Here is a 21,625-nt window from a genome sequence, read left to right as displayed (position 1 = left end):
CTACCTGCACCTCAAGGAGTGCGAGTTTCGCTTCAACCATCGCCACGACGACCTCTATCGGGCGACCCTTAAGTTGCTACGATCCAACCCCCTCTGAGGGGCGTTTGCTTCCTAAGACCCTTAAAAAAGGGGGGCAGGGGGGATTTGCTCTTAACCCCGAACCCGCCGAGAAACCACCCCAAAGATCACCTCCATAACCGCAGCCGTCTCATTGAGCGCCTGCAGATTGTCGAACCGCAGCACCTCCAGCCCCAGCGCATTCAGCGCCGCGGTGCGCACCGCATCCGCCGCAAGCCCTTCCGCGCCCAGATGCTGCGAGCCGTCCACCTCGACCACCAGCCCCGCCGCCGGTGCGTAAAAATCCACGATGTACCCCAGCAGCGGCTTTTGCCGATAAAACCGCACCCCGCACACCTGCCCGCGTCGCAACAGGTACCAAAGCCGCTGCTCGGCCCGGCTCATCGCGCCCCGCAACCGCCGCGATGGATTTTTGAGACGTCGTTCATACGGTCGCATACCCGCATTTCACCCGCCTTCACCCATCGTCCAATAGCGGGCGACGCGCCGAACGGGCATAAGATTTCTCTGAAACACGGAAAAATCCGCCATGCACGTCGTCCGCGGCAATGCTCCACCGACCAGGCCCGCCCCCATGCCGACTTTGCTGATCGCCGACGACCACCCGCTGTTCCGCGAAGCCTTGCGCGGCGCGGTGGCGCGGGTGCTGCCCGATGCGGTGCTGCGCGAGGCCGACAGCGTCGATGCGCTGTACGTGCTGGTGGAAGCCGAATCCGACGCCGATCTGCTCCTGCTCGACCTCAACATGCCCGGCGCGCAAGGCTTCAGCGCGCTGGTGCACCTGCGCGCGCTGCACCCGCAGTTGCCGATCGTGGTGGTGTCGGCGCGCGAGGAACCGGCGACCATGCGCCGCGCCCTCGATCACGGCGCGGTCGGCTTCATCCCCAAGTCCGCCGACGCGGTCACCCTGGGCGAGGCGCTGACCCGCGTGCTCGACGGCGATCGCTGGGCGCCCGCGGCCGCGCTTGCCGCCCCGGCCGCCAACGCGGAAGAACACGACGCCGCGCAGCGCCTGCGCGACCTCACCCCGCAGCAGTTCCGAGTTCTGCAGATGCTCGGCGCGGGTTTGCTCAACAAGCAGATCGGCTATGAGCTGGGCGTGTCCGAGGCGACGGTGAAAGCGCACGTGACCGCGATCCTGCGCAAGCTCGGCGCCAACAACCGCACCCAGGCGGTGTTGATCGCCGGCCGCCTGGCGCTGGACCCGGGGGCGATCGTGCCGCCGCCGGAAGAGGCGGATTGATCGCCGCTACGTAGCGCCTGCAAGGCCGCGCTGCTCCAACGCGCAATACCGGCGATTGCCGCCGCGCGGTCGCCGGCCCAGACTTGAGCCATCGCCGCGCACGGATGGCCCGATGAGCGAAAACCCTTCGAAGATCGCGACCGCCCTTAGCTGCGGATCGCCCACACACGCGATGCGTTTGAGCGCGGCACTGCTGATGCTGGCTCTGCCGCTGGCCTGCTTCGCATCCGATGCCGCATCCGACTGCGACTTCAATCAGGCCTACCTGGCCAAGCGCCTGCAACAGGCGGCCGCGCGCCACGGCGGCGCGAAGCTCGATCCGGCCGAACGCACCGCGACCTGGCGCCTGCGCAACGGCGAAACCGTGCAGGTGACGCACGGCGGCTGCGTGGACCTGGGCACGCGGGTCAGCCTGACCTACGCGAAAGGCGCGCCGGCGCCAACGCGCGAGGCCGCGATCGAGCGAGTGCTCGCGACAGTGGAAACCTATTGGAACGCCGCCGACGCGCAGCGCCTGCGCGCCGCGATCGCACACGGCGGCTTGCGCGAAGCAGAGCCCAGGCCGGGCGTGATCGAGATCAGCGGCGCCCTCGATCCGGGCGGCTTCTCGTTCGAATTCCATATCGAGCAATCGGCGAGCGGTGTGTCGATCGGTTGGCAGGAAGCTTGATCGCATCGAACGCGATGCATCGCGCCGTCAGCACCGCGCCAGAGGCCGCTCAGCGCTCGCCGCCCTCGTCCCGCCGCCCGAACCCCAACTCCCGCATCGCCGCCGCATAAGCGCGATCGATCTGCATGATCCGCCGCTGCGCTTCATTGCGCGGTCCCGAGCGCAAACGAGCGACGCGCTCAGGCAGGTACTCCGCGCGTTTGGCCTGATGCGCGGCATCGATGGCTTCGCGGCTCGCGTCTTCGGGTACGCCCAACACCTCATGCCACGGCGGATCGACTTCGAACAGCGGCGGCTCCAGCGGCGTATCGCCGCGATCGCGCGACGACCGCCGCACCGCCGCGATCAGCCAACAGCCGAGCGCGGCGATGCCGAGGATGACGATGAATACGGTCGGGGTCATCGCCGCAACTCTAGTCGTTTTTAGCCGCGACCAGACGCACTCAGTAGGGGCCCGGCAGCGCGTCGCAATAAGCCGGTGCCGGCTCGGTCGGCGGCGTGGGCGTCGGCGTCGGTGCGGGCATGCCAGGCGTGGCGTCGCATACGCTCAGCGCCGGCGCGATCTGCAGCGGCCGCGGCTTTGCCTGCGAGGGGCTGACGGTTTGCATGAAGCCGATGGTTTCGTCGATCCAGCCGCGATCCGCCACCGGCACATCGTGCGAACAACTCACCGGGCTCCAGACGACGAAGCCGGAGGCCTTCTCACCGAGCTGATCGAGCTGCCGGCGCCAACGCTGCGCCGACAGGAACGGCGAGGTGCTGTCGGGCGTGGGGCAACCGGATTCGATCTGCGGGCGGATGTAGGGCAGCAAGGGCAACTGCGGATCGATGTTGCGCGCCGAGGCCACGCGATTGTCCAGGCGCCGCTCCCAGGTCGGCTGGTCCAGGTCCTTGCCGGTGTACAGGTGCGGATAGAACGCGTCCTGGTAGCGCGCCAGATCGCGCGCGCAATCGCGGTAGCCGTCGGTGTTGGGCCCCAGCAGATCGTAGGCGCCGATGACGCGGTCCGGCGCCGCCTGCTTGGCCCAGATGAACAACTGGCGCCAGATGAGGTAGTGCTTTTTCGCTTCGGCCGGATCGGCGGTCTTGACCCAGATGTTCTCGAAATCCAGCACGATCGGCCCGGGATTGACGGCCTTGTCGCGCACGGCTTGCTTGAACTCCGCTTCGTCCGGCAACAGGTTGTTGCGAGTGCACTGAACCCAACGCTCGGACTGGTAGAGGATGTTCGACTTCACCAGGCCGGCGTCGCCGACCAGATCGACGCCGGTGTACTGGCTGTTGTCGTAGGCATGGAAAGGCGATGCGCCGAAGCTCGATGGCGCACCGGCAAGGCCGGCCGCCGCGATGAAGCCCATCGCCAGCGCGCGAGCCGGAAGATTTCGCCGTTTATTCATATCCGCAGCATCCTGTGAAGACTCGCGCGCGCCGCATCGTGCGCCGCGCGCGCAAGCCAGTGGGGGAGCCCGATTTTAGTCGCGCTGCGGTGTCGCGCCGATGTCGCCGCGCGGTACGAGCGCACAAAATCGCGATCGATCCGCGAACCGATCAGGCCTGCACCGCCCGACGTTGCGCGGCGAGGAAGGCGCGCAGCGAGGCCGGCTTGATCGGCTTGGTCAGCACCCGGCAGCCGCGTTCGCGCGCCGCGAGCTTGAGCGCGTCGCTGCCGTCGCCGGTCAGCAGCGCGGCCGGCAGTGCGATGCCCAGGCGTTCGCGCAGCGCATCGATGATCGCCAGACCGTCGAGCCGGTCGTGCAGGTGGTAATCGACCAGCGCCACGTCCGGATGTTGATCGAGCAAGGCCAGCGCGTCGTCGACCGTCGCCGCCAACAGCGCGCTCGCGCCCCATCGGTCCAGCAGCGCGCGCATGCCGTCGAGAATCTCGCGATCGTTGTCGATGCACAGCACGCGCAGCCCGGCCAGCGAATCGGTGAGCGTGGCGTTGACCGGTTCGGCCGCGACTTCGCGCGGCGGTTCGCCGCACGGCACCGCGATCGAGAACACGCTGCCGTGGCCGATGCGCGAACGCACCCGCAGCGGATGATCGAGCGTGCGCGCGATGCGCTGGCAGATCGACAGTCCCAGGCCGAGTCCGCGTTCGCCGCCGATGCCGGGTTGGTCGAAGCGGCGGAACTCGTCGAAGATCTGTTCCAGGTGATGCTCGGGAATGCCCGGGCCGGTGTCCCAGACCTGCAGTTCGATGCGCTGCAGGTCCGGACGCGCGCGCGCGGCCAGCAGCACGCCGCCTTCGCGGGTGTAGCGCAGGGCGTTGGCGAGGAAGTTCTGCAAGGCGCGGCGCAGCAGGCGCCGGTCGCTGCGCACCGGCATGGTGTTGAGCGGCGCGCGCACGCGCAGTTGCAGGCCGCGGCCGGCGGCGCTGGGGGCGTACTGCGCGGCCAGTTCGCGCAGCAGTTCGCCGGCGTCCAGGTCGGCCAGTTCCGGCCGCAGCGCGCCGGCGTCCAGGCGCGAGATGTCGAGCAGGCCGTCGAGTAAGTCTTCGGCCGCGCGCAGCGAGGCGTCCACGCGTTCGGCCAGGCGCCGCTGTTCCTGCGCGTCGTCGCTTTCGCGCAGCGCGGTGGTGAACAGGCGCGCGGCGTTGAGCGGTTGCAGCACATCGTGGCTGACCGCGGCGAGGAAGCGGGTCTTGGATTGCTGCGCCGATTCGGCTTCCTGCGTGCGCTGTTCGACCCGCTGTTCCAGGGTTTCGTTGGCTTCGCGCAGCGCTTGTTCGGCGCGCTTGTAGTCGGTGACGTCGCTGTAACTGGTGACGTAGCCGCCGCCCAGCAGCGGCCGGCCGACCAGTTCGATCACCTGGCCGTTACTGCGCACGCGCTCGAACACGTGCGGCGCGCCGGCGCGCAGATGGGCGATGCGGCGTCGCACGAGTTCGTTGATGGTGTCTTCGTCGAGCGGGCCGGGGCCCATTTCGCCGCGTTCGGCGTTCCAGCGCAGCAAGTCGCTGACCGGGCGGCCGACGTAGAGCATGCCGTCGGGATAGTCGAACAATTCCTGATAGCGGCGATTCCACGCCACCAGCCGCATCTCCGGATCGACCACGCTGACGCCCTGGCTGATGTTCTCCAGCGTGGTCGACAGCACCTGGCGGTTGAAGCGCAGTTCCTGATTGGCCTCGTCGAGCAGCGCCACCACTTCGCCCAGTTCCATGCCCGAACCGCGCAGCGCGCTGGTCAGGGTCAGGCGCGCGGAGGCCGCGCCGATCGCGGCGGCCAGCAAGCGCTCGGTGAACTGCGCCAGCGCGCGATCGGCCGGTTGCTCGGGCTGCCATTCGCGGCCCTGCTGATGGGCGTAGTCCTCGAACGCGCGCCGCGCATGACGCTCGCCGACGATGCGTTCGGCCAGCGCCAGCAATTCGCCGCTGCGCACCGCGCCGGCCCAGCCGCCCGGGCCGAGCGCGGGACGGCGCACGTAGGGATCGAGGAACGGCGCGGCCAGCAGTTGTTCCTGCAGGCGCGGGCGTTGCCGCACCGAGATGAACAAGAACGCGCCGACATTGAACAGCAGCGACCAGAACGTGCCGTGCGTCAGCGCGTCCCAACCGACCAGGCCGAACAACTGCTCCGGCCGCAGCCACAGGATGTCGAGCGGGCCGCTGCTGAGCCAGCCTTCGTCCAGCCAGCCGATCCGCGTCAGCGCCGGCAGCAGCAGGGTGTAGATCCACACCACGGTGCCGGCGAACAAGCCCGACACCGCGCCAGCGCGACTGGCGCCGCGCCAGTACAGCCCGCCGATCAGCGCCGGCGCGAACTGCGCGACCGCGGCGAACGCGAGCAGGCCGTGCTGGGCCAGACCGTTCGCGCCGATCGAGGCGCGGTGATAGGCATAGGCCATCAGCGCCAGCAGCACGATGGTGATGCGGCGCACCCACAGCACCTGCCGGTCGATGCCGGTGCTTTCGTGCGGCGCGCCTTCGTGCAGCACGCCGCTGCGCAGCAGCAGCGGCATGACCAGATCGTTGCTGACCATGGTCGACAGCGCGACCGAAGACACGATGACCATGCCGGTCGCGGCCGAGAACCCGCCGATGTAGACCATCAGCGCCAGCGCCTGCTGATCGAACTGCAGCGGCAGCGCCAGCACATAGGTGTCCGGCGACACGCCGCTGCCGCCGAGCATGGCCTGGCCGGTCAAGGTGATCGGCACCACCAGCAGGCTGATCAGCACCAGATAACCGCCGAACAGCCAGCGCGCCGAGCGCAGGTCGTTGGGGTCCTGGCATTCGACCACGGCGACATGGAACTGGCGCGGCAGGCAGATGATCGCGGTGAAGGCGAGCAGGGTCTGGGTGACGAAACCGGCCGGCAGGCCGGGCTGCATCACCACACGCGCGGCCTGTTCGACGCGCTGCGCGTAGTTGCCCAGGCCGGGCAGATGGATCAGCGCGAACACGCCGATGGCGATGAAGGCGATCAGCTTGACCAGCGATTCCAGCGCCACCGCCAGCACCATGCCGTGGTGGTGTTCGGTCGCATCGACCCGGCGCGTGCCGAACAGGATCGCGAACACCGCCAGCATCATCGCCACGTAGAAGGCCGGATCGGCGAGCAGGCCGGCGTCGGACGGCACCCCCGCCAATACCTGCACGCTCATCGCCACCGCCTTGAACTGCAGGGCGACGTAGGGCACCGCCGCGGTCAGCGCGACCGCCGCGACCAGCGCCGCCAGCCCCGGCGCGCGGCCGTAGCGCGAGGACAGGAAGTCGGCGATGGAGACGATGCGGTGCTCGCCGGAGATCAGCACCAGCCGCTCCAGGATGCGCCAGCCGAACAGCAGCATCAGCAGCGGGCCGAGGTAAATCGGCAGGAACCCTAGCCCGGTGCGCGCGGCGGTGCCGACCGCGCCGTAGAAGGTCCACGAGGAGCAGTACACCGCCAGCGCCAGCGAATACACCGCGGTGCGCAGCCAGCGCGCGCGCGGCGTGCGTTCGCGCTGATCGCCGTAGTAGGCGACCGCGAACAGCAGGCCGACGTAGCCGGCCGATACCAGCAGCAGGATCCAGCCGGGAATCAAGGGCGTTTCAGGCTTGAGTGGGAGGTCGGCCGAGTGTAAGGCCTGGGGTCAGGCGCGGGGCCGCGGCGGGGGTTCGACCTTTGGGTAGGTGGGCGCGGACGGGTGCAGCGGGCCATGGGTCGGGGTGGAGATGGGCAGGCGCCGCCCGGGGCGAGGCGGCGGCTGCTGCGTCGTCGCGGGTTCGATCCACGCCGAAGCGGTGCGCCGGCTTGACTGCCGGATGTGGTCTTCACCTTCGCGGGCATCGCAAGGCGAAGTGGCCCGGCGTATCTGCGTTTCGTCGCGAGCGAGATGGGCGATTGGGTCTGCGACGAACGCGCATCCGTGTCTTACCTCGCTACTTCATCAGCGATCACGGAATCGGCGCGCGTATCTGATCGGCAGCACTGGAAAATTTCGCGAAGGCGAGATCACGGATGCGCATCGAGTGCGCGAGATGCGATTCGTGCAATTGGATGGCGCGTGATGGCATATGCACGTCGTTTTCGATTTCGCCGATCTTGCGTATACCGCCAACGAAAACGCTCTTCGCGATGGCTGAAAAAGCCAACGCACGCTGGTGGCGAAGCGACGCGTTCCACCCCGCAGCGCAGCGCTCAGACTGAACTTGCCCCACCTTCGGCACGATTCAGCTGAGCCGGCGGTCAAGCTTCCAGTCATCGATGCGGCGTAATCCACTGCGATCACGGTTTCGGCCGCGCGCATTTGCCAGTGTCGCCGCGCACGGCAGCCGTCGCTGTCGGTGCGCAATCCAACTCTCTCATCGGCGCATGCAACCGCCATGCACGTTCGCCGCCGCGTTCGCGGTGCGCGCACGTGCGCTTGCCCGTTTCGATTGCGACCGCGCCGCCACCGTTCCAGGAGGAACACCGTATGAAGTATGGACAGTGCAAGCAGTTCGCCCCGGCCCTGCTGTTGGGCGCCCTGTGTCTGGCGTTGCCGGCGCTCGCCGCCGCGCAGACCGAACCGGCCGCGCCGGTGCCGTTGAAGATCGCTGAGCAGCGCAGCATCGACCTGCAACTGGGCGCCCCATCCGGCCGCGTCGGCCGCGCCGGCAACGACGCCGGCACCAAGCCGGTGGAGATCCGCACCCCGGACGCGTCCTTCATCAAGGTGCACTTCGATCGCTTCTCGCTGCCGGCCGGCGTGAGCCTGGAAGTGTCCAGCCCCGATGGCCGCGAGGTGTATCGCTACAGCGCGCAGCAACTGGGCCCGCACACCGTCGCCGCCGATCTGGGCCAGGACGGCAAGACCAGTTTCTCCGCGATGTCGATCAGCGGCCCGGTCGCGGTGCTGCGTCTGGTCGGCACCGCGCGCGAGCCGTGGCGCGCCGATCACGGCGTGAAGGTGTCGCGTTATCTGGAAGGCTATCCCGAGGACATGCTGCCGGAGTTGCAGAACGAAGGTCTGCTCGGCACCCAGGTCGGCGGTAAGTCGATCTGCGGCACCGACAACAAGCAGGCCGCGGCCTGTTACGCCACCAGCGACACGCAGGCCTTCAACGGCTCCAAGCCGGTCGCGCGCGCGGTCATGAGCGGCGGCAGCCTGTGCACGGCGTGGCGGGTGAGTTCGAGCAACCGGATGTTCACCAACAACCACTGCATCAGCACCGCCGCGGGCGTGGCCGGCGCGGAGTTCTGGTTCAACTACCAGCGCAGCACCTGTACCGGCGCGCAGGCGACGGTGACCAAGGTCGCGGGCGACCAGATGCTCAAGACCGACACCACGCTCGACTACACGCTGTTCACGGTGAAGAACTTCGCGAACATCTCGAGCTTCGGCTCATTGGGCCTGGACGTGCGCGCGGCGACCGCCAACGAAGGCATCTTCATCGCCGGCCATCCGGGTGGACGCATGAAGGAGCTCAGCGTCGCCGACACCCAGAACAGCGGCGGCAAATGCCGCGTCGATGCGCCGAGCGTGACCGGCAACGCGCCCAACAGCGACGTGGGTTATTACTGCGACACCGAGGGCGGCAGCTCGGGCTCGCCGGTGATCGCGCGTTCCACCGGCAAGGCGATCGCCTTGCATCACTTCGGCGGCTGCTTCAATTCCGGCGCGAAGATTTCGCTGATCTGGCCGCAGGTTTCGACGTATTTCGGGGGTGTGATTCCCTGAGGTCGGCGGGTTCGGCAATGCGTAGAAACCCGCCTTCGGGCGGGTTTCTTTTTTGCTTTGGGAAGCGGCAAACGACAAGTGGCTGTTGTCGTCGTCGTCGTCGTCGTCGTCGTCGTTGCCGTTGCCGTTGCTGTTCCCCCCTTTAAAAAAGGGGGGCAGGGGGATTTCGCTTTTGCTCTTCCCCGCATCCGCAAAGCCAAAGCAAATCCCCCGCGCCATCAGCGACGGCCCTGACATCAACTGTCGCCGGGCGTCCGCCCCCTTTTTCAAAGGGGGCAACGGTTGCGCGCTTGATCGTTGTGTCGATGCAGCCGTCGCGGGATATCCCGCAACCGACCACACACTGACGCTATTGCCGTTGCTGTTGCTGTTCCCCCCTTTGAAAAAGGGGGGCAGGGGGGATTTGCCTTTGCTCTTCCCCGCAACCGCAAAGCCAAAGCAAATCCCCCGCGCCATCAGCGACGGTCCAGACATCAACTGTCGCCGGGCGCCGCCCCCTTTTTCAAAGGGGGCAATGGTGGCGTGCTTGATCGTCGTGTCGATGCAGCCGTCGCGGCGTATCCCACAATCGACCACACACCGACGCTATTGCCGTTGCTGTTGCTGTTCCCCCCTTTGAAAAAGGGGGGCTGGGGGGATTAGCCTTTGCTCTTCCCCGCAACCGCAAAGCCAAAGCAAATCCCCCGCGCCATCAGCGGCGGCCCAGACATCAACTGTCGCCGGGCGTCCGCCCCTTTTTCAAAGGGGGCAACGGTGGCGCGCTTGTTCGGGGTATTCGTTCGCAACGCCGATGCAATTCGTCGCGGCGTGTCTAAACCTCACAAAATCTCAGGCCAAAAAAAACCCGCCGAGTAGGCGGGTTTCTTCTAAAGGCGCTGGATCCCCGCTTTCGCGGGGATGACGCAATGGCAAAGGCGTTCGCGCTAAGCGCGAACGCGCCATTGTGTCACTTGATCTTGCCTTCCTTATAAATCACGTGCTTGCGAACGACGGGGTCATACTTCTTGACCTCCATCTTCGCCGGGGTGTTCTTCTTGTTCTTGTCGGTCGTGTAGAAATGACCGGTATTCGCCGTCGAGATCAGGCGGATCTTGTCGCGCTTGGAAGCCATGGTTCGATCCTCCTCAGATCTTTTCGCCGCGTGCGCGGAGTTCGGCGAGGACGGAATCGATACCGTTCTTGTCGATGGTGCGCAGGGCATGGGCGGAAACGCGCAGCTTCACCCAACGGTTCTCACTGGCGACCCAGAAGCGGCGCTCGTGCAGGTTGGGGAGGAAACGGCGGCGGGTCTTGTTCATGGCATGCGAGACGTTGTTGCCGGTCGTCGTTCGCTTGCCCGTTACTTGGCATACGCGGGACATTACGCACCTCGAAAGGAGTCTTGCTTCCCTTGGCCAGGGAGGCGGCGGCCCCGGCACCGCGTTCTTTCGAAGGCTGGCACCGCGCGATACAGGTAAGGATTCTCGCCGTACGTGGCGGCCCGGAATCGCGCTTCCGAGGGCCGCCCGGTGATGCCCCTAAGGGCCGCCGGACACAGCGAGCCGCGCATTATGCCGGCAAATCCAAGTCGGAACAAGCACTTGCCGGCCACGACCCCGGCGGCCGGGCGGAGAGCCGCGATATTCTCCCGAACTGGGCCGCGAGCCCCTTATCCATTCCCAGCCCAGCCAAGGAGATCCGCATGATCCGTCGCACTGCATCCTGCGATTGCGGCCAACTGAGTCTGACCTGCGAAGGCGATCCGGTACGGGTCTCGGCCTGCCACTGCCTGTGTTGCCGCCGCCGCACCGGCAGCGCGTTCGGCTGGCAGGCGCGGTTCCCGCGCGAGGCGGTAGCGATCCAGGGCGAGTCGCGCGAATACGTGCGACAAGGCGACAGCGGCAGTTCGGCCCGGTTCGGCTTCTGCCCGAACTGCGGCTCCACCGTCTATTGGCGGGCCGAAGGTCTGGAAGCGTTCGTCACCATCGCGGTCGGCGCCTTCGCCGAGCCGGACTTCCCGCCGCCGTGGGTGTCGGTCTACGACGACAGGCGCTCGGGCTGGATCCGGATGCCGGAAGGCTGCGAGATCCTCGACTGATCCCGGTGCCCGGCCCGCGCCTCAGTGGCTGGCGCGATCGCGGCGCCAGCCGCGGTGCTTGATGTCCAGGTACAGGCTGTAGGCAGCGGTGAAGGCCGGGAACAGGTTCTGGATGACGCCCACCGAGTCCTGCTTCTGCGAGAACACGAAGTAGCTCAGCGTCATCACGCTGCCGACCAGGCTCATGTACCAGAACGCGCGCGGGATCACCGGCTTGCCGTGGCGCTTGCTGGCGATGAACTGCACCAGCCAGCGGCCGCCGAACATCAGCGCGCCGATCAGGCCGATCAGCTTCCACGGCGACATGTGCAGGCCGGTCCAGGCCAGCCACTCGATCGGCGAATTCATGAAGTCCATGGCGGCGGCCTCAGCGTTCGACGATCTGGGTGAGCTTGCCGCGGCGGATCAGCCATGCCACTCCGCGCAGGTCGCTGATGCCGACCAGGGCGCGATTGAGGTTGTTGTACTTGGACACGCCGGTGCTGCGCTGGCGGTGGTTGACCGGCACGCTCAGGGTCTTCCAGCCGGCGCGCTGCATCAGCGCCGGCAGGTAGCGGTGCATGTGGTCGAAGTAAGGCAGTTCCATGAACGCGGCGCGCTCGAACAGCTTGATGCCGCAGCCGGTGTCGGGGGTGTCGTCGCGCAGCATGCGGCTGCGGATCGCGTTGGCCCACTTCGACGCCCAGCGCTTGCTGCCCGAGTCCTGGCGGTTGACCCGCCAGCCGGCGAACAGCTTGACCTCGGGGCCGGATTCGGCGCGCTTGGCCAGCAGCTTGGGGATGTCGGCCGGATCGTTCTGGCCGTCGCCGTCCAGGGTCGCGATCCAGGCGCCGCGCGCGGCCTTGACGCCGTTGCGCACCGCCGTGCTCTGCCCGCTCTGGGTGACGTGGTGCAGCACGCGCAGTTCAGGCACGCCGGCTTTCAGGGCTTCCAGCGCGGCCAGGGTGCCGTCGCGCGAGTGGTCGTCGATGTAGACGATCTCGAAATCGGCCACGCCGCGCAGGGCGGTGACGATCTCCTGGACCAAGGGGGCGACGTTGTCCTGTTCGTTGAATACCGGGACCACGACGGACAACTGGGGGGTTTGCGTCATGAATGAAGCTCGCGAGTAATACGGGTATTTGCGCCCGAGGCCGTGTCGGCGCGGGGTGATGAACGCGGCGGCGAAGCCGGGCCGGGTCGCATCGAGGCGAGCCCGTCCTGGGGCGACAGCGGATTACAAAGTGTTAAAGCGTGCCCAGACGACAAACGTCACAAGAGCTGCAAAAAACACGCGCAGCTTAAGCTTCTGGTGTGTCTGAGTGAACGGCCCGGAGGCGGGTTCGGGACGCCGGACCATGAATGAGCCGATGTCGGCGGGATGTCGGCGCGGGGCGATCGCTGATTTCGCCGCCCGCCCACGGCGACCGGCGGGTGGAGAACATCGGCGAATTATCGATTTACCCGCACTATACGACTGAAACGTCAGGCATTGTCGCCGAAATAGCTCCGGCACCATTCGACCACGCGCGGCAATCCGACCTCGATCGTCGTCGCCGGCTCGAAGCCGAACGCGGCCTGAGCGCGTGAGGTGTCAGCCATGGTCTCGACCATGTCGCCGGGCTGCATCGGCTTGTAGACCTTCTGCGCCGGGCGGCCGGCGGCGTCGGCGATGACCTCGATGAACCGCTCCAGCTCGACCGGGGTGTGGTTGCCCAGGTTGAACACCCGATGCGGCGGGTCGGACTCGGGCGGATGGTCGAGCGCGCCGATCACCCCGGCGACGATGTCGTCGATGTAGGTGAAGTCGCGGCGCATCTTGCCGTGGTTGAACACGTCGATCGGCCGGCCCGCCAGCACCGCGCGCGAGAACAGCAGCGGCGCCATGTCCGGCCGGCCCCACGGCCCGTAGACGGTGAAGAAGCGCAGGCCGGTGGCGCGCAGTCCGTACAGATGCGCGTAGGTGTGCGCCATCAATTCGTTGGCGGCCTTGGTCGCCGCGTACAGCGAGCGCGGCTGGTCGATGCGCTGGTCTTCCGAGAACGGCGGCGTGGCCGAATCGCCGTACACCGAGGACGAACTCGCATACGCCAGGTGCTGCACGCCGCGATGGCGGCACAGCTCCAGCAGATTGACGAAGCCGACCAGATTGCTGTCCACGTAGGCATGCGGATTGGTCAGCGAGTAACGCACGCCGGCCTGCGCGGCCAGGTGCACCACGCGCTCGAAGGCGAACTCGTCGAACAGCGCGGCCAGGCCGTCGCGATCGCCCAGATCCAGCGCGCGGATATCCACGTCCGCGCATAGCGCGGCCACGCGGTCGCGCTTGATCTGCGGATCGTAGTAGTCGTTGTAGTTGTCCAGGCCGACGACCGCGCGGCCTTGCGCGCGCAGGGCGCGGCAGACGTTGGCGCCGATGAAGCCGGCTGCGCCGGTGACTAGGATGGTCATTCGAAGTGGAGTCGGCTGATGAGGCGCAAAGTGTCGCCTAATTCGTGTTCCGGTTTCGCGTCGATGCGCACGCGGAAAATCCGCCCGGTGCCCTGCGGCGTGCGCGGAAAACACGCTGGCCTGGGCCGCGTGCGCGCTTCCGGGCGGCGTCCGCCCGGCGCGCGCTGCGGCGGCGGGATTACTGCACCGCCACCTGCTTGGCCAGGGCGAAGCCCTCGTTGAGCTGCTCGGCGGTGGCCGCGTCGATCCACACGTAGACCTTGACCTTGCTCTTGGGCTTTTCGCCCGGCAGGTTGACCAGGGTTTCGCGCGAGTACGGACGCAGGTTGTTGACGGTTTGCTTGGTGAACCACTGCACCTGTTGGCTGCCCACGCTGCCCTTCTCGGCGCGGGCCTTCTTGGCCGGCTTGAAGGTGCGGGTGCCCAGGTAGACGCCGAAACCGGTGCCCGTGCCCAGGCTGTTGGGCAGTTCGAGGTAGCAGATCGTGTAGTTGGCGCCTTGGCGCTGATTCCACTTCAACTCGGGATTCTTCAGTTCCGGGCACGACCCGGTCTGCGCCCAAGCCATAACCGGTGCCAGCATCAATGCGGCGGCGGCCATCCATTTCATGTGTATCTCCTTCTTAGTGGTGTGGTTCGTAGTGCGGCGACGACGCTTCGACCCGGCCGGGAAGGCCCGGCAGGCGTGTTCAGCGAAAGCGAATGCACAAGTTTAGTGGATTACCCCAATCCCGCCGGCGCGAATCGTCACAGGACGGTCGTTTTCCGGCCCGCCTAGCGGCGGTGCGCTCAGGCTAGTGGGAAAGAATCGAGCCGGTGCTCAAGCCGGAGTGTCGCCGGTGCCGGGCGGGTCCGGCGGATAAATATCGAATCCGAGCTCGATCCCCAGCGCGGCGGCCTTGGCCATCAGGGCCGGCGACAGCACCAGCCCGGTGTTGGCATCGCAGAACAGGCCGATGAAGAACCTGGCCTGCCCGCCGTCGTCGCGGAAGGCGCGCAGCCGGTCGGAGTGTCTGGCCAGACGGTCGAGCTGCGCTTCCAGGAAGGTTTCCAGATGCTCGTCGTCCGAGGCCTGGGCATCGGCTTCGGGAGTGAGGTCGCCGCTCCAGCTCGATTCGCGGTACGCACCCGGCAGCAGTGTGCCTTTCGGGGTGACGCGCGGATCGCCGGCTCTGACAGCGCGGGCGGGGCGGACGTCCAGAGCCTCGCCCAGTTCGCGCAAGTCGGCGTCGGGATGGCTCAGGCTCAACGAAACGCGGTAGCGGTAGGGATGCACGCGGCCGGGATGCGGGTCAGGCGTCGACCTTGCCGCGCAACCGCTCCAGCACCCCGTCCAGCGAATCCAGGTCGGTGTAGTGGATCACCAGCCGGCCCTTGCCGCCGCGGCCATGCAGGACGTTGACCTTGGTGTTGAGCGATTCCGACAGCTCGCGCTCGAGCGTGGCGATGTCGGCCTGCGGCTTGGCCTTGACCGGCTTGGCCTTGCCCGACACCGGGATCTTGCCGGCGGCCAGCTGCTGCACGCGGTGTTCGACGTCGCGCACCGACCAGCCCAGTTCGGCGGCCTGGCGCGCCAGCGCGATCGCCGCTTGCGGCTGCAGGGTCAGCAGGGCGCGGGCGTGGCCCATTTCCAGGGCGCGGGTCTCGACCAGGACGCGGATCTCGCCCGGCAGTTCCAGCAGGCGCAGCAGGTTGGACACCGCCGCGCGCGAACGGCCGACCGCTTCGGCGGCCTGGGCGTGGGTAAGGTCGAATTCGTCGATCAGCCGCTGCAGCGCGGTGGCTTCTTCCAGCGGGTTGAGGTCTTCGCGCTGGATGTTCTCGATCAGCGCCATCGCCACCACGGTGCGGTCATCGACTTCGCGGATGACCACCGGGATTTCCGCCAGCCCGGCCAGGCGCGAGGCGCGCCAACGGCGTTCGCCGGCGATGATTTCGTAAGTCTTGCCGCCCTTTTCGCCGATCTCGCGGACCACGATGGGCTGGATCACGCCCTGGGCCTTGATCGATTCGGCCAGCTCGGCCAGCTTGGCTTCGTCCCAGTGCTTGCGCGGCTGGTACTTGCCGGCGCTCAGCGAATCGACCGGCAAGTTGCGCAGCATGTCGCCGGGCTGGGCTTCGACCAGGGTCGGCGCCTCGGCGGCGGCTTTCGGGCCGAGCAGGGCTTCCAGGCCGCGGCCCAGGCCGCGCTTCTTGGCGGGGTTGCTCATGCAGGGGTCTCCGCGCCCACGGCGGTCTTGGCGGCTTTGGCGGCCTGTTCGCGTTCGCGCTGGCGGCGCAGCACTTCGCCGGCCAGACCCAGGTAGGCGATGCCGCCGCGGCTGGTCTTGTCGTAGCCGACGATGCTCTGGCCGTAGCTGGGTGCTTCGGCCAGGCGCACGTTGCGCGGCACGATGGTGCGGAACACGCGGTCACCGAAGTGGGTGGTCAGGTCGGCCGACACGGCATTGGCGAGGTTGTTGCGCACGTCGAACATGGTGCGCAACACGCCCTCGATTTCCAGTGAAGGATTCAGGTTGGCCTTGAGCGCCTCGATGGTATCGACCAGCGCGCTCAGGCCTTCCAGGGCGTAGTACTCGCACTGCATCGGCACGATGATCGAATCGGCCGCGGTCAGCGCGTTCAAGGTCAGCAGCGACAGCGCCGGCGGGCAGTCGATCAGGATGTAGTCGTAGTTGCCGCGCAGCGGCGCCAGCGCGCGCTTGAGCCGCTGCTCGCGCGCGTCCTGGTTCATCAGGCTGATTTCGGCCGCGGTCAGGTCGATGTTGGCCGGCAGCAGGTCGAAGTCTTCCGGCGCGCGCACGATGGTCGCGGCGGCGTCGGCTTCGCCGAGCAGGACGTCGCAGACCGTGTCTTCCAGCTGGCGCTTATCCACGCCGCTGCCCATCGTGGCGTTGCCTTGCGGGTCCAGATCGACCAGCAGCACCCGCTTGGGCGTGCGTGCGAGCGCGGCGGCCAGGTTGACCGCGGTGGTGGTCTTGCCGACCCCGCCTTTTTGATTGGCGACGGCGATGATGCGGGCCATGCGGCTCGTCCCCTGCTTGTTGCGGAGTGAATTGAGTAACGACGGCGTCCGGCGCCAGGCGCCGACCGGACTGGGGATTATGCCCGCGCCGGCTGCCTCGCGCTTGACGCGGGCTCGCGGCCGGGTGGGCGGGCGCCGCCGCGCCGCGAGACAGACGGTTGCGCGGCCCGGCGTATGGTCGCAGGCCCGCCGCAGTGGCGGCTCAGCCTTCGCCCTGGCGGCCGATCACGACCATGTGGCGCTCGGCGGCCAGCCCGGGCACGGTCATCGGCTCGAGCGCGCGGACTTCCCAGCCTTGCGGCAGCGCGGCGATTTCCTCGTCCGGGCGCTGGCCCTTCATCGCCAGCAGCACGCCGCCGGTCTTGAGCAGGTGGCCGCCGAGTTCCAGGATCAGCGGCAAGGTGGCCAGGGCGCGCGCGGTGATGGCGTCGTAGGCGCCGGGTTCGGCGAAGGCCTCGATCCGCGATTCGGCCACGCGCGCGTCCTTCAGGCCGAGCTGACGCAGCGCCTCGCGCATGAAGCGGGCCTTCTTGCCGGCGCTTTCGACCAGGGTCACGCGCAGGCCGGGCTTGACGATCGCCAGCGGAATGCCGGGCAGGCCGGCGCCCGTGCCCAGGTCGGCCAGAGCGCCGCCGCGCGCGGCCAGCGCATCGACATAGCGGTGCATGGCCAGCGAATCGAGCAGGTGCTTGCCGACCATGTCCTGCGGATCGCGCACCGCGGTGAGGTTGTAGGTGCGGTTCCAGCGCGCGAGCAGGGCCAGGTAGTCCAGCAGCGGCGCGGACAGGGCCGGGTCGAGGGCGAGCGCGGACAGGCCGGCTTCGAGCTCGGTGCGCAGCCCGGGCGGGAGGGAGACGGGGGTATTCATTGCGGCGATTATCGCCGATGGCGCGGGTGGCTGGAGTTGTGCCGCGGCTTGGGTCGGGGCTGAAGCTCCCTCCCACAAAAGACATCGGTAATTGCGCAGCGAACAGGGGCGGCGCTACCGGAGGGTCTGCGTGCGCTCGGAATCTTTTGTGGGAGGGAGCTTCAGCCCAGACCCGAACCCCACCTGCGACGAAACCGCAGCAAGCCCATCAACCCCAAGGCCGCCACGCCAACGCACCCAGATATCCCGGCGCCGGCTCGATCTCGCAAAACCGCCATTGCTGCGGCATCCCGAGCCCGGGATCGCATTCGACCAACACCAGGCCCTCGCCGCGTTCCTCGAACCGCAGCTTGTCCAGGCCGTACGACAGCCCGTGCCCGTGCGCCTTCAACACCGCTTCCTTCGCGCACCACAGGCGCAGGAAGGCGAGGTCGCGATCGCCGTGCGCGGCCAGCCACTGCGCTTCGGGCGCGGTGAAATAGCGCTGGGCGATCTCGACCGCGCGCGGCCGCCGATGCAGCCGCTCCAGGTCCACGCCGACCTGGGCGCGATACGCCAGCGCGACCAGCAGATGCTCGCCGCTGTGGCTCCAGTTGCAGTCGTAGTCCTGGTGCGGCGGGTCCAGGTGCGGGCGCTGGCGATCGTCGCGCGACAGCGTCAGCCCGGCATCGTCCAGTTGCCCGGCGAGCCAGCCGCGCGCCTGCGGCTCGGCCGGCGCGCCGTGCGGGTGCGGCAGCCAGACCCAGCGCGGCGCCGCGTCGCCGGACGCGGCGGCGGACGAAGGTGAACGAGCGGACAGGGACATGAACGAGGGCGGCTTGGCGGGTGGCGGCCCAGTCAGCGTAAGCTAAACGCCTGGGGACCGGGTTCGTTCGAGGTGTGCACGCGGGGGCGTGACACCGTTCCTGAAGTGGAGCTGGGCGGCCGCGACGGCCGTCAGCCTGCGATCAGGCGGAGCCGGGCAAGTTGCAGGCAATGAAAGCGGCCGCGGCCGCGGGAAACCATATTGATGTCAGCGGTTATCGATCCGAGCCAGGTTCCGCTCAGCCAGGGTCTAGCGCGCACCGCGCAGTGGTTCGATCTGGTCGCCGGCGCGCCCGGACGCATGCTCGCCTTCGGCGGCGGGCCGCGGATCGAACGCGCGCGCTTCGAACGCGAAGTACGTGCGCTGGCCGCCCGCCTGCCGCAGGCCGCGTGCGCGGTGAATCTGTGCGAGAACCGCTATCGCTTCCTGGTCGCGCTGTGCGCGGTGGCGCTGCGCGGACAGGCCAATCTGCTGCCGTCCTCGCGCGCCCCGGCGGTGATCGACGACGTGCTGGTGCGTTATCCGGACAGCTACTGCATCGGCGATCTGCCGCTGGACCCGACGCCGCCGCGCTATCTGCGCCTGGCCGACACGCTGGAGCAGGCCGAGGGCGAACCGCTGCAGGTCGATGCGCAGGCCTTGCTGGCGATCGGCTTCACCTCCGGCAGCACCGGCCAGCCCAAGCCCAATCACAAGACCTGGAACGCGTTCCGCACCAGCACCGCGCAGAACCTGGCCGCGCTGCAGGACTTGCTGCGCGTCGGCGAGATCACTCCGCTGGTCGCGACCGTGCCGCCGCAGCATATGTACGGCATGGAGATGTCGGTGCTGCTGCCGCTGCTCGGGCCGGTCGCGGTGCATGCGCATCGGCCGTTTTTTCCAGGCGATGTCGCCCGCGCCCTGAGCGATGCGGATACGCCGCCGCTGCTGGTGACCACGCCGGTGCATCTGCGCGCGCTGGTCGAATCCGGCGTCGAACTGCCGGCGCTGGCCGGCATCGTCTCGGCCACCGCGCCGCTGCCGGTGGAGCTGGCCCAGGCCGCCGAAGCGCGTTACCGCTGCGAAGTGCGCGAAGTGTTCGGCTCCACCGAGACCTGCGTGTTCGCGCGCCGTCGCACCGCGCTGGAAGAGGCGTGGACGCCGCTGCCCGGCGTGCGCGTGTGTCCGCAGCCCGACGGCACCGCGATCCACGCGCCGCATCTGCCCGAACCGGTGGTGCTGGCCGATCTGATGGAAGTCGAGGCCGACGGCCGTTTCGTGCTGCGCGGTCGCAGCGCCGATCTGCTGGAGATCGCCGGCAAGCGCGCTTCGCTTGGCGATCTAACCCGCAAGCTGCTCGCCATCGACGGCGTGCGCGACGGCGTGGTGTTTCAGCTCGATGCCGCCGACCATTTCGGCGTGCGTCGCATCGCCGCGCTGGCGGTCGCGCCGGGCTTGAGCGAAGCGCAGATCCTGCACGCGCTGCGGCAGAGCATCGACCCGGTGTTCCTGCCGCGCCCGCTGCGCTGCGTGAGCGCGTTGCCGCGCAACGAAACCGGCAAGTTGCCGCGGCATGCCTTGGAAGCGATGCTGCATTCGCAAGAGTGAGGCGGTTGCGCGAGTGAACGGTTCATCCGCGTCGCGGCCTTCCTCGCGCGGCATCGGCGATCTTCTTCACGCTCATCGCTGCGTCGCGCCGCGCGCGGCCGTCGCCATGATGCAGAAGCGAAACGCGTTCGGGTTTTTCATTCCCGCAACGATTTTTCATTCTTGCAACGAGGTCGAAGCCCGCCAAATCACAGCTTGTTCATCTGCATGAAAAGCCGTGCGTTTCTTCACGGATCGCCAATGCGCACTTCGACGTTGCCATCACGTAGCACGCTCCAGACTGACTGCGTCGCCCGTTCAGGGGACAGCGATCGATAGTGCGTACAGGCACACGATCGCTGTATGTATTCATCAGGAATCGTCAGGAGAACGCGCATGAACATTACCGGCTTAATCATCTGGCTTGTCGTAGGCGGCGTCATCGGCTGGATCGCCAGCATGATCATGAGGACCGACGGTCAGCAGGGCATCTTCCTCAACATCATCGTCGGCATCGTCGGTTCGTTCCTCGGCGGTTGGCTCGGCGGCGTGGCCGGCATCGGCGGCGGCACCATCAACAGCGGCGCGTTCAATCTGTCCGGACTGCTGCTGTCGCTGGTCGGCGCGGTGGTGCTGCTGGCGATCGTGAATCTGTTCCGTCGCGGACGGGTGCGTTGATCGCGGCTTAGCGATCCGGCATCGATACGCGAAAAAGCGAAGGCCCGGCGCAAGCCGGGCCTTTGTCGTGAGAGGGATCAGGTTTTATTGTAGGAGGGGCTTCAGCCCCGATGCTTTCCGTTCCGATCGCAGCAGCTGATCGAAAGGCATCGGGGCTGAAGCCCCTCCCACAAAAGACCTCGCGGCTTACGCAGAATCTTGCGAATCCCGAATCCCGAATCCCGAATCCCGAATCCCGATTCCCGATCAATCAGCCCGCCAACTCCACCCACGCCGGCGCATGATCGCTCGGACGATCCCAGGTGCGCGGTTCGCGGTCGATGCCGGCGGCCACGCAACGCGCGCGCAGCGATTCGGAGATCAGGGTCAGGTCGATGCGCAGGCCGAGGTTGCGGCGGAAGCCGGCCTGACGGTAATCCCACCACGAAAACTGGCCGTCTTCCTGGTTATGCAGGCGATAGGCGTCGTGCAGGCCCAGCGCGAGCAGGCGCTGCAGCGCGTCGCGCTCGGCGGTGGAGGTGAGGATGTGGTTCTCGTTCCACACCGCCGGGTCGTGGGTATCGCGCGCTTCGGGCGCGATATTGAAATCGCCGAGCACGATCAGGTCCGGATGCTGCTGGATTTCCTGCGCGACCCAGGCATGCACCGCATCGAGCCAGCGCAGTTTGTAGGCGTACTTGTCCGTGCCCACGTCCTGGCCGTTGACCACGTAGAGGTTGACGATGCGCACGCCGCCCACGGTCGCGGCGATCACGCGCTTTTGCTCGTCCTCGAACCCGGGGATGCCGATCTGCACGTCCTGCGCGCTTTCGCGCGAGAGGATCGCCACGCCGTTGTAGGTCTTCTGCCCGGCGAACACGCTGCGGTAGCCGGCGCCGATCAGCGCGGTGTCCGGGAAGCGGCTGTCTTCGAGCTTGGTTTCCTGCAGCGCGACCACATCGGGCGCGAACCCGGCCAGCCACTGTTCCAGATGCGGCAGGCGCACGTTGAGGGAGTTGACGTTCCAGCTGACGATTTTCATGGGCGAAGTGTAGCCGCA

Annotated in this window: 23 protein-coding genes and 1 pseudogene; 7 read left to right on the top strand and 17 right to left on the bottom strand. The window is 67.5% G+C overall.

The genetic code is table 11. The features are described from left to right. Window positions 1-97, top strand: a pseudogene (locus tag AB4Y92_RS18380) (IS1595 family transposase); the annotation flags it as partial. A gap of 53 nt (window positions 98-150) precedes the next feature. On the opposite strand, the gene AB4Y92_RS18375 reads toward AB4Y92_RS18380, so the two are convergent. Next, complete coding sequence (locus AB4Y92_RS18375) at window positions 151-516, bottom strand: endonuclease domain-containing protein (protein ID WP_441820967.1); 366 nt, start codon at window positions 514-516, stop codon at window positions 151-153. 136 nt (window positions 517-652) lie between these two features. On the opposite strand from AB4Y92_RS18375, the gene AB4Y92_RS18370 reads away from it, so the two are divergent. Then, window positions 653-1,321 carry a response regulator transcription factor gene (locus AB4Y92_RS18370; protein WP_057944961.1) on the top strand — a complete coding sequence of 223 codons (669 nt, stop codon included), beginning with the start codon at window positions 653-655 and terminating at the stop codon, window positions 1,319-1,321. Between the two features lie 178 nt (window positions 1,322-1,499). Then, entirely contained in the window at window positions 1,500-1,991 is a 492-nt protein-coding gene (locus AB4Y92_RS18365; protein ID WP_441820966.1) for a hypothetical protein, read from the top strand. 49 nt (window positions 1,992-2,040) lie between these two features. Here the strand turns inward: AB4Y92_RS18365 and AB4Y92_RS18360 are convergent, their stop codons facing one another. The 4 genes from AB4Y92_RS18360 to AB4Y92_RS18345 form a co-directional block, all read right to left on the bottom strand. After that, entirely contained in the window at window positions 2,041-2,394 is a 354-nt protein-coding gene (locus tag AB4Y92_RS18360; RefSeq protein WP_441820965.1) for a hypothetical protein, read from the bottom strand. Window positions 2,395-2,434: 40 nt separating this feature from the next. Further along, complete coding sequence (locus tag AB4Y92_RS18355) at window positions 2,435-3,388, bottom strand: hypothetical protein (protein ID WP_441820964.1); 954 nt, start codon at window positions 3,386-3,388, stop codon at window positions 2,435-2,437. 151 nt (window positions 3,389-3,539) lie between these two features. Further along, a complete protein-coding gene (locus AB4Y92_RS18350) occupies window positions 3,540-7,019 on the bottom strand; it encodes a PAS domain-containing hybrid sensor histidine kinase/response regulator (RefSeq protein ID WP_441820963.1) in 3,480 nt (1,159 codons plus the stop codon). Between the two features lie 352 nt (window positions 7,020-7,371). Further along, window positions 7,372-7,644 carry a hypothetical protein gene (locus AB4Y92_RS18345; protein WP_441820962.1) on the bottom strand — a complete coding sequence of 91 codons (273 nt, stop codon included), beginning with the start codon at window positions 7,642-7,644 and terminating at the stop codon, window positions 7,372-7,374. A 248-nt stretch (window positions 7,645-7,892) separates the two neighbouring features. On the opposite strand from AB4Y92_RS18345, the gene AB4Y92_RS18340 reads away from it, so the two are divergent. Beyond that, on the top strand, window positions 7,893-9,137 hold the full coding sequence (locus tag AB4Y92_RS18340) for a trypsin-like serine peptidase (protein WP_441820961.1): 1,245 nt from the start codon (window positions 7,893-7,895) through the stop codon (window positions 9,135-9,137). Between the two features lie 946 nt (window positions 9,138-10,083). Here AB4Y92_RS18340 and rpmG read toward each other — a convergent pair. Both rpmG and rpmB read right to left on the bottom strand, forming a co-directional pair. Further along, entirely contained in the window at window positions 10,084-10,248 is a 165-nt protein-coding gene (rpmG, locus tag AB4Y92_RS18335; RefSeq protein ID WP_031370656.1) for a 50S ribosomal protein L33, read from the bottom strand. A gap of 13 nt (window positions 10,249-10,261) precedes the next feature. Beyond that, window positions 10,262-10,498 carry a 50S ribosomal protein L28 gene (rpmB, locus tag AB4Y92_RS18330; protein ID WP_057916198.1) on the bottom strand — a complete coding sequence of 79 codons (237 nt, stop codon included), beginning with the start codon at window positions 10,496-10,498 and terminating at the stop codon, window positions 10,262-10,264. 320 nt (window positions 10,499-10,818) lie between these two features. Here rpmB and AB4Y92_RS18325 point away from each other — a divergent pair, with 320 nt between their 5' ends. Next, the gene (locus AB4Y92_RS18325; protein WP_441820960.1) at window positions 10,819-11,214 is read left to right on the top strand and encodes a GFA family protein; all 396 of its coding nucleotides are present in this window, start codon (window positions 10,819-10,821) and stop codon (window positions 11,212-11,214) included. A 21-nt stretch (window positions 11,215-11,235) separates the two neighbouring features. Here the strand turns inward: AB4Y92_RS18325 and AB4Y92_RS18320 are convergent, their stop codons facing one another. From AB4Y92_RS18320 to AB4Y92_RS18280, 9 genes are all read right to left on the bottom strand, one after another. Then, complete coding sequence (locus AB4Y92_RS18320; protein ID WP_441820959.1) at window positions 11,236-11,571, bottom strand: lipid-A-disaccharide synthase N-terminal domain-containing protein; 336 nt, start codon at window positions 11,569-11,571, stop codon at window positions 11,236-11,238. Window positions 11,572-11,581: 10 nt separating this feature from the next. Continuing rightward, the gene (locus AB4Y92_RS18315) at window positions 11,582-12,307 is read right to left on the bottom strand and encodes a glycosyltransferase family 2 protein (RefSeq protein WP_441820958.1); all 726 of its coding nucleotides are present in this window, start codon (window positions 12,305-12,307) and stop codon (window positions 11,582-11,584) included. 371 nt (window positions 12,308-12,678) lie between these two features. Beyond that, window positions 12,679-13,644, bottom strand: coding sequence for an NAD-dependent epimerase/dehydratase family protein (locus tag AB4Y92_RS18310; protein ID WP_441820957.1), 966 nt, complete (start codon window positions 13,642-13,644; stop codon window positions 12,679-12,681). Between the two features lie 178 nt (window positions 13,645-13,822). Continuing rightward, window positions 13,823-14,254: a hypothetical protein gene (locus tag AB4Y92_RS18305; protein WP_148649123.1), complete on the bottom strand. Its 432-nt coding sequence runs from the start codon at window positions 14,252-14,254 to the stop codon at window positions 13,823-13,825. A 210-nt stretch (window positions 14,255-14,464) separates the two neighbouring features. Further along, window positions 14,465-14,920, bottom strand: a complete 456-nt coding sequence (locus tag AB4Y92_RS18300; protein ID WP_441820956.1) for a DUF4279 domain-containing protein — start codon at window positions 14,918-14,920, stop codon at window positions 14,465-14,467. 16 nt (window positions 14,921-14,936) lie between these two features. Next, window positions 14,937-15,854 (bottom strand): ParB/RepB/Spo0J family partition protein, encoded by a 918-nt coding sequence (locus AB4Y92_RS18295; protein WP_057944949.1) that lies wholly within the window; start codon window positions 15,852-15,854, stop codon window positions 14,937-14,939. Next, the gene (locus AB4Y92_RS18290) at window positions 15,851-16,669 is read right to left on the bottom strand and encodes a ParA family protein (RefSeq protein WP_057944948.1); all 819 of its coding nucleotides are present in this window, start codon (window positions 16,667-16,669) and stop codon (window positions 15,851-15,853) included. The genes AB4Y92_RS18295 and AB4Y92_RS18290 overlap by 4 nt, the downstream gene beginning before the upstream one ends. A 202-nt stretch (window positions 16,670-16,871) precedes the next feature. Further along, on the bottom strand, window positions 16,872-17,537 hold the full coding sequence (gene rsmG, locus AB4Y92_RS18285) for a 16S rRNA (guanine(527)-N(7))-methyltransferase RsmG (RefSeq protein WP_441820955.1): 666 nt from the start codon (window positions 17,535-17,537) through the stop codon (window positions 16,872-16,874). 208 nt (window positions 17,538-17,745) lie between these two features. Next, window positions 17,746-18,342: a 4'-phosphopantetheinyl transferase family protein gene (locus AB4Y92_RS18280; RefSeq protein ID WP_441820954.1), complete on the bottom strand. Its 597-nt coding sequence runs from the start codon at window positions 18,340-18,342 to the stop codon at window positions 17,746-17,748. Between the two features lie 300 nt (window positions 18,343-18,642). On the opposite strand from AB4Y92_RS18280, the gene AB4Y92_RS18275 reads away from it, so the two are divergent. Both AB4Y92_RS18275 and AB4Y92_RS18270 read left to right on the top strand, forming a co-directional pair. Further along, on the top strand, window positions 18,643-19,929 hold the full coding sequence (locus AB4Y92_RS18275) for an AMP-binding protein (protein WP_441820973.1): 1,287 nt from the start codon (window positions 18,643-18,645) through the stop codon (window positions 19,927-19,929). Between the two features lie 375 nt (window positions 19,930-20,304). Beyond that, window positions 20,305-20,586, top strand: a complete 282-nt coding sequence (locus AB4Y92_RS18270) for a GlsB/YeaQ/YmgE family stress response membrane protein (RefSeq protein ID WP_441820953.1) — start codon at window positions 20,305-20,307, stop codon at window positions 20,584-20,586. A gap of 250 nt (window positions 20,587-20,836) precedes the next feature. Here AB4Y92_RS18270 and xth read toward each other — a convergent pair whose 3' ends face one another. Continuing rightward, window positions 20,837-21,607 carry an exodeoxyribonuclease III gene (gene xth, locus AB4Y92_RS18265; protein ID WP_441820952.1) on the bottom strand — a complete coding sequence of 257 codons (771 nt, stop codon included), beginning with the start codon at window positions 21,605-21,607 and terminating at the stop codon, window positions 20,837-20,839. Window positions 21,608-21,625 lie beyond the last annotated feature (18 nt).

The organism is Lysobacter sp. TAB13, assembly GCF_052113885.1.
Lineage (GTDB): Bacteria > Pseudomonadota > Gammaproteobacteria > Xanthomonadales > Xanthomonadaceae > Lysobacter > Lysobacter gummosus.
The sequence above is the reverse complement of the archived record's forward strand: the minus strand, read 5'-3'. Positions and strand labels throughout refer to the sequence as shown.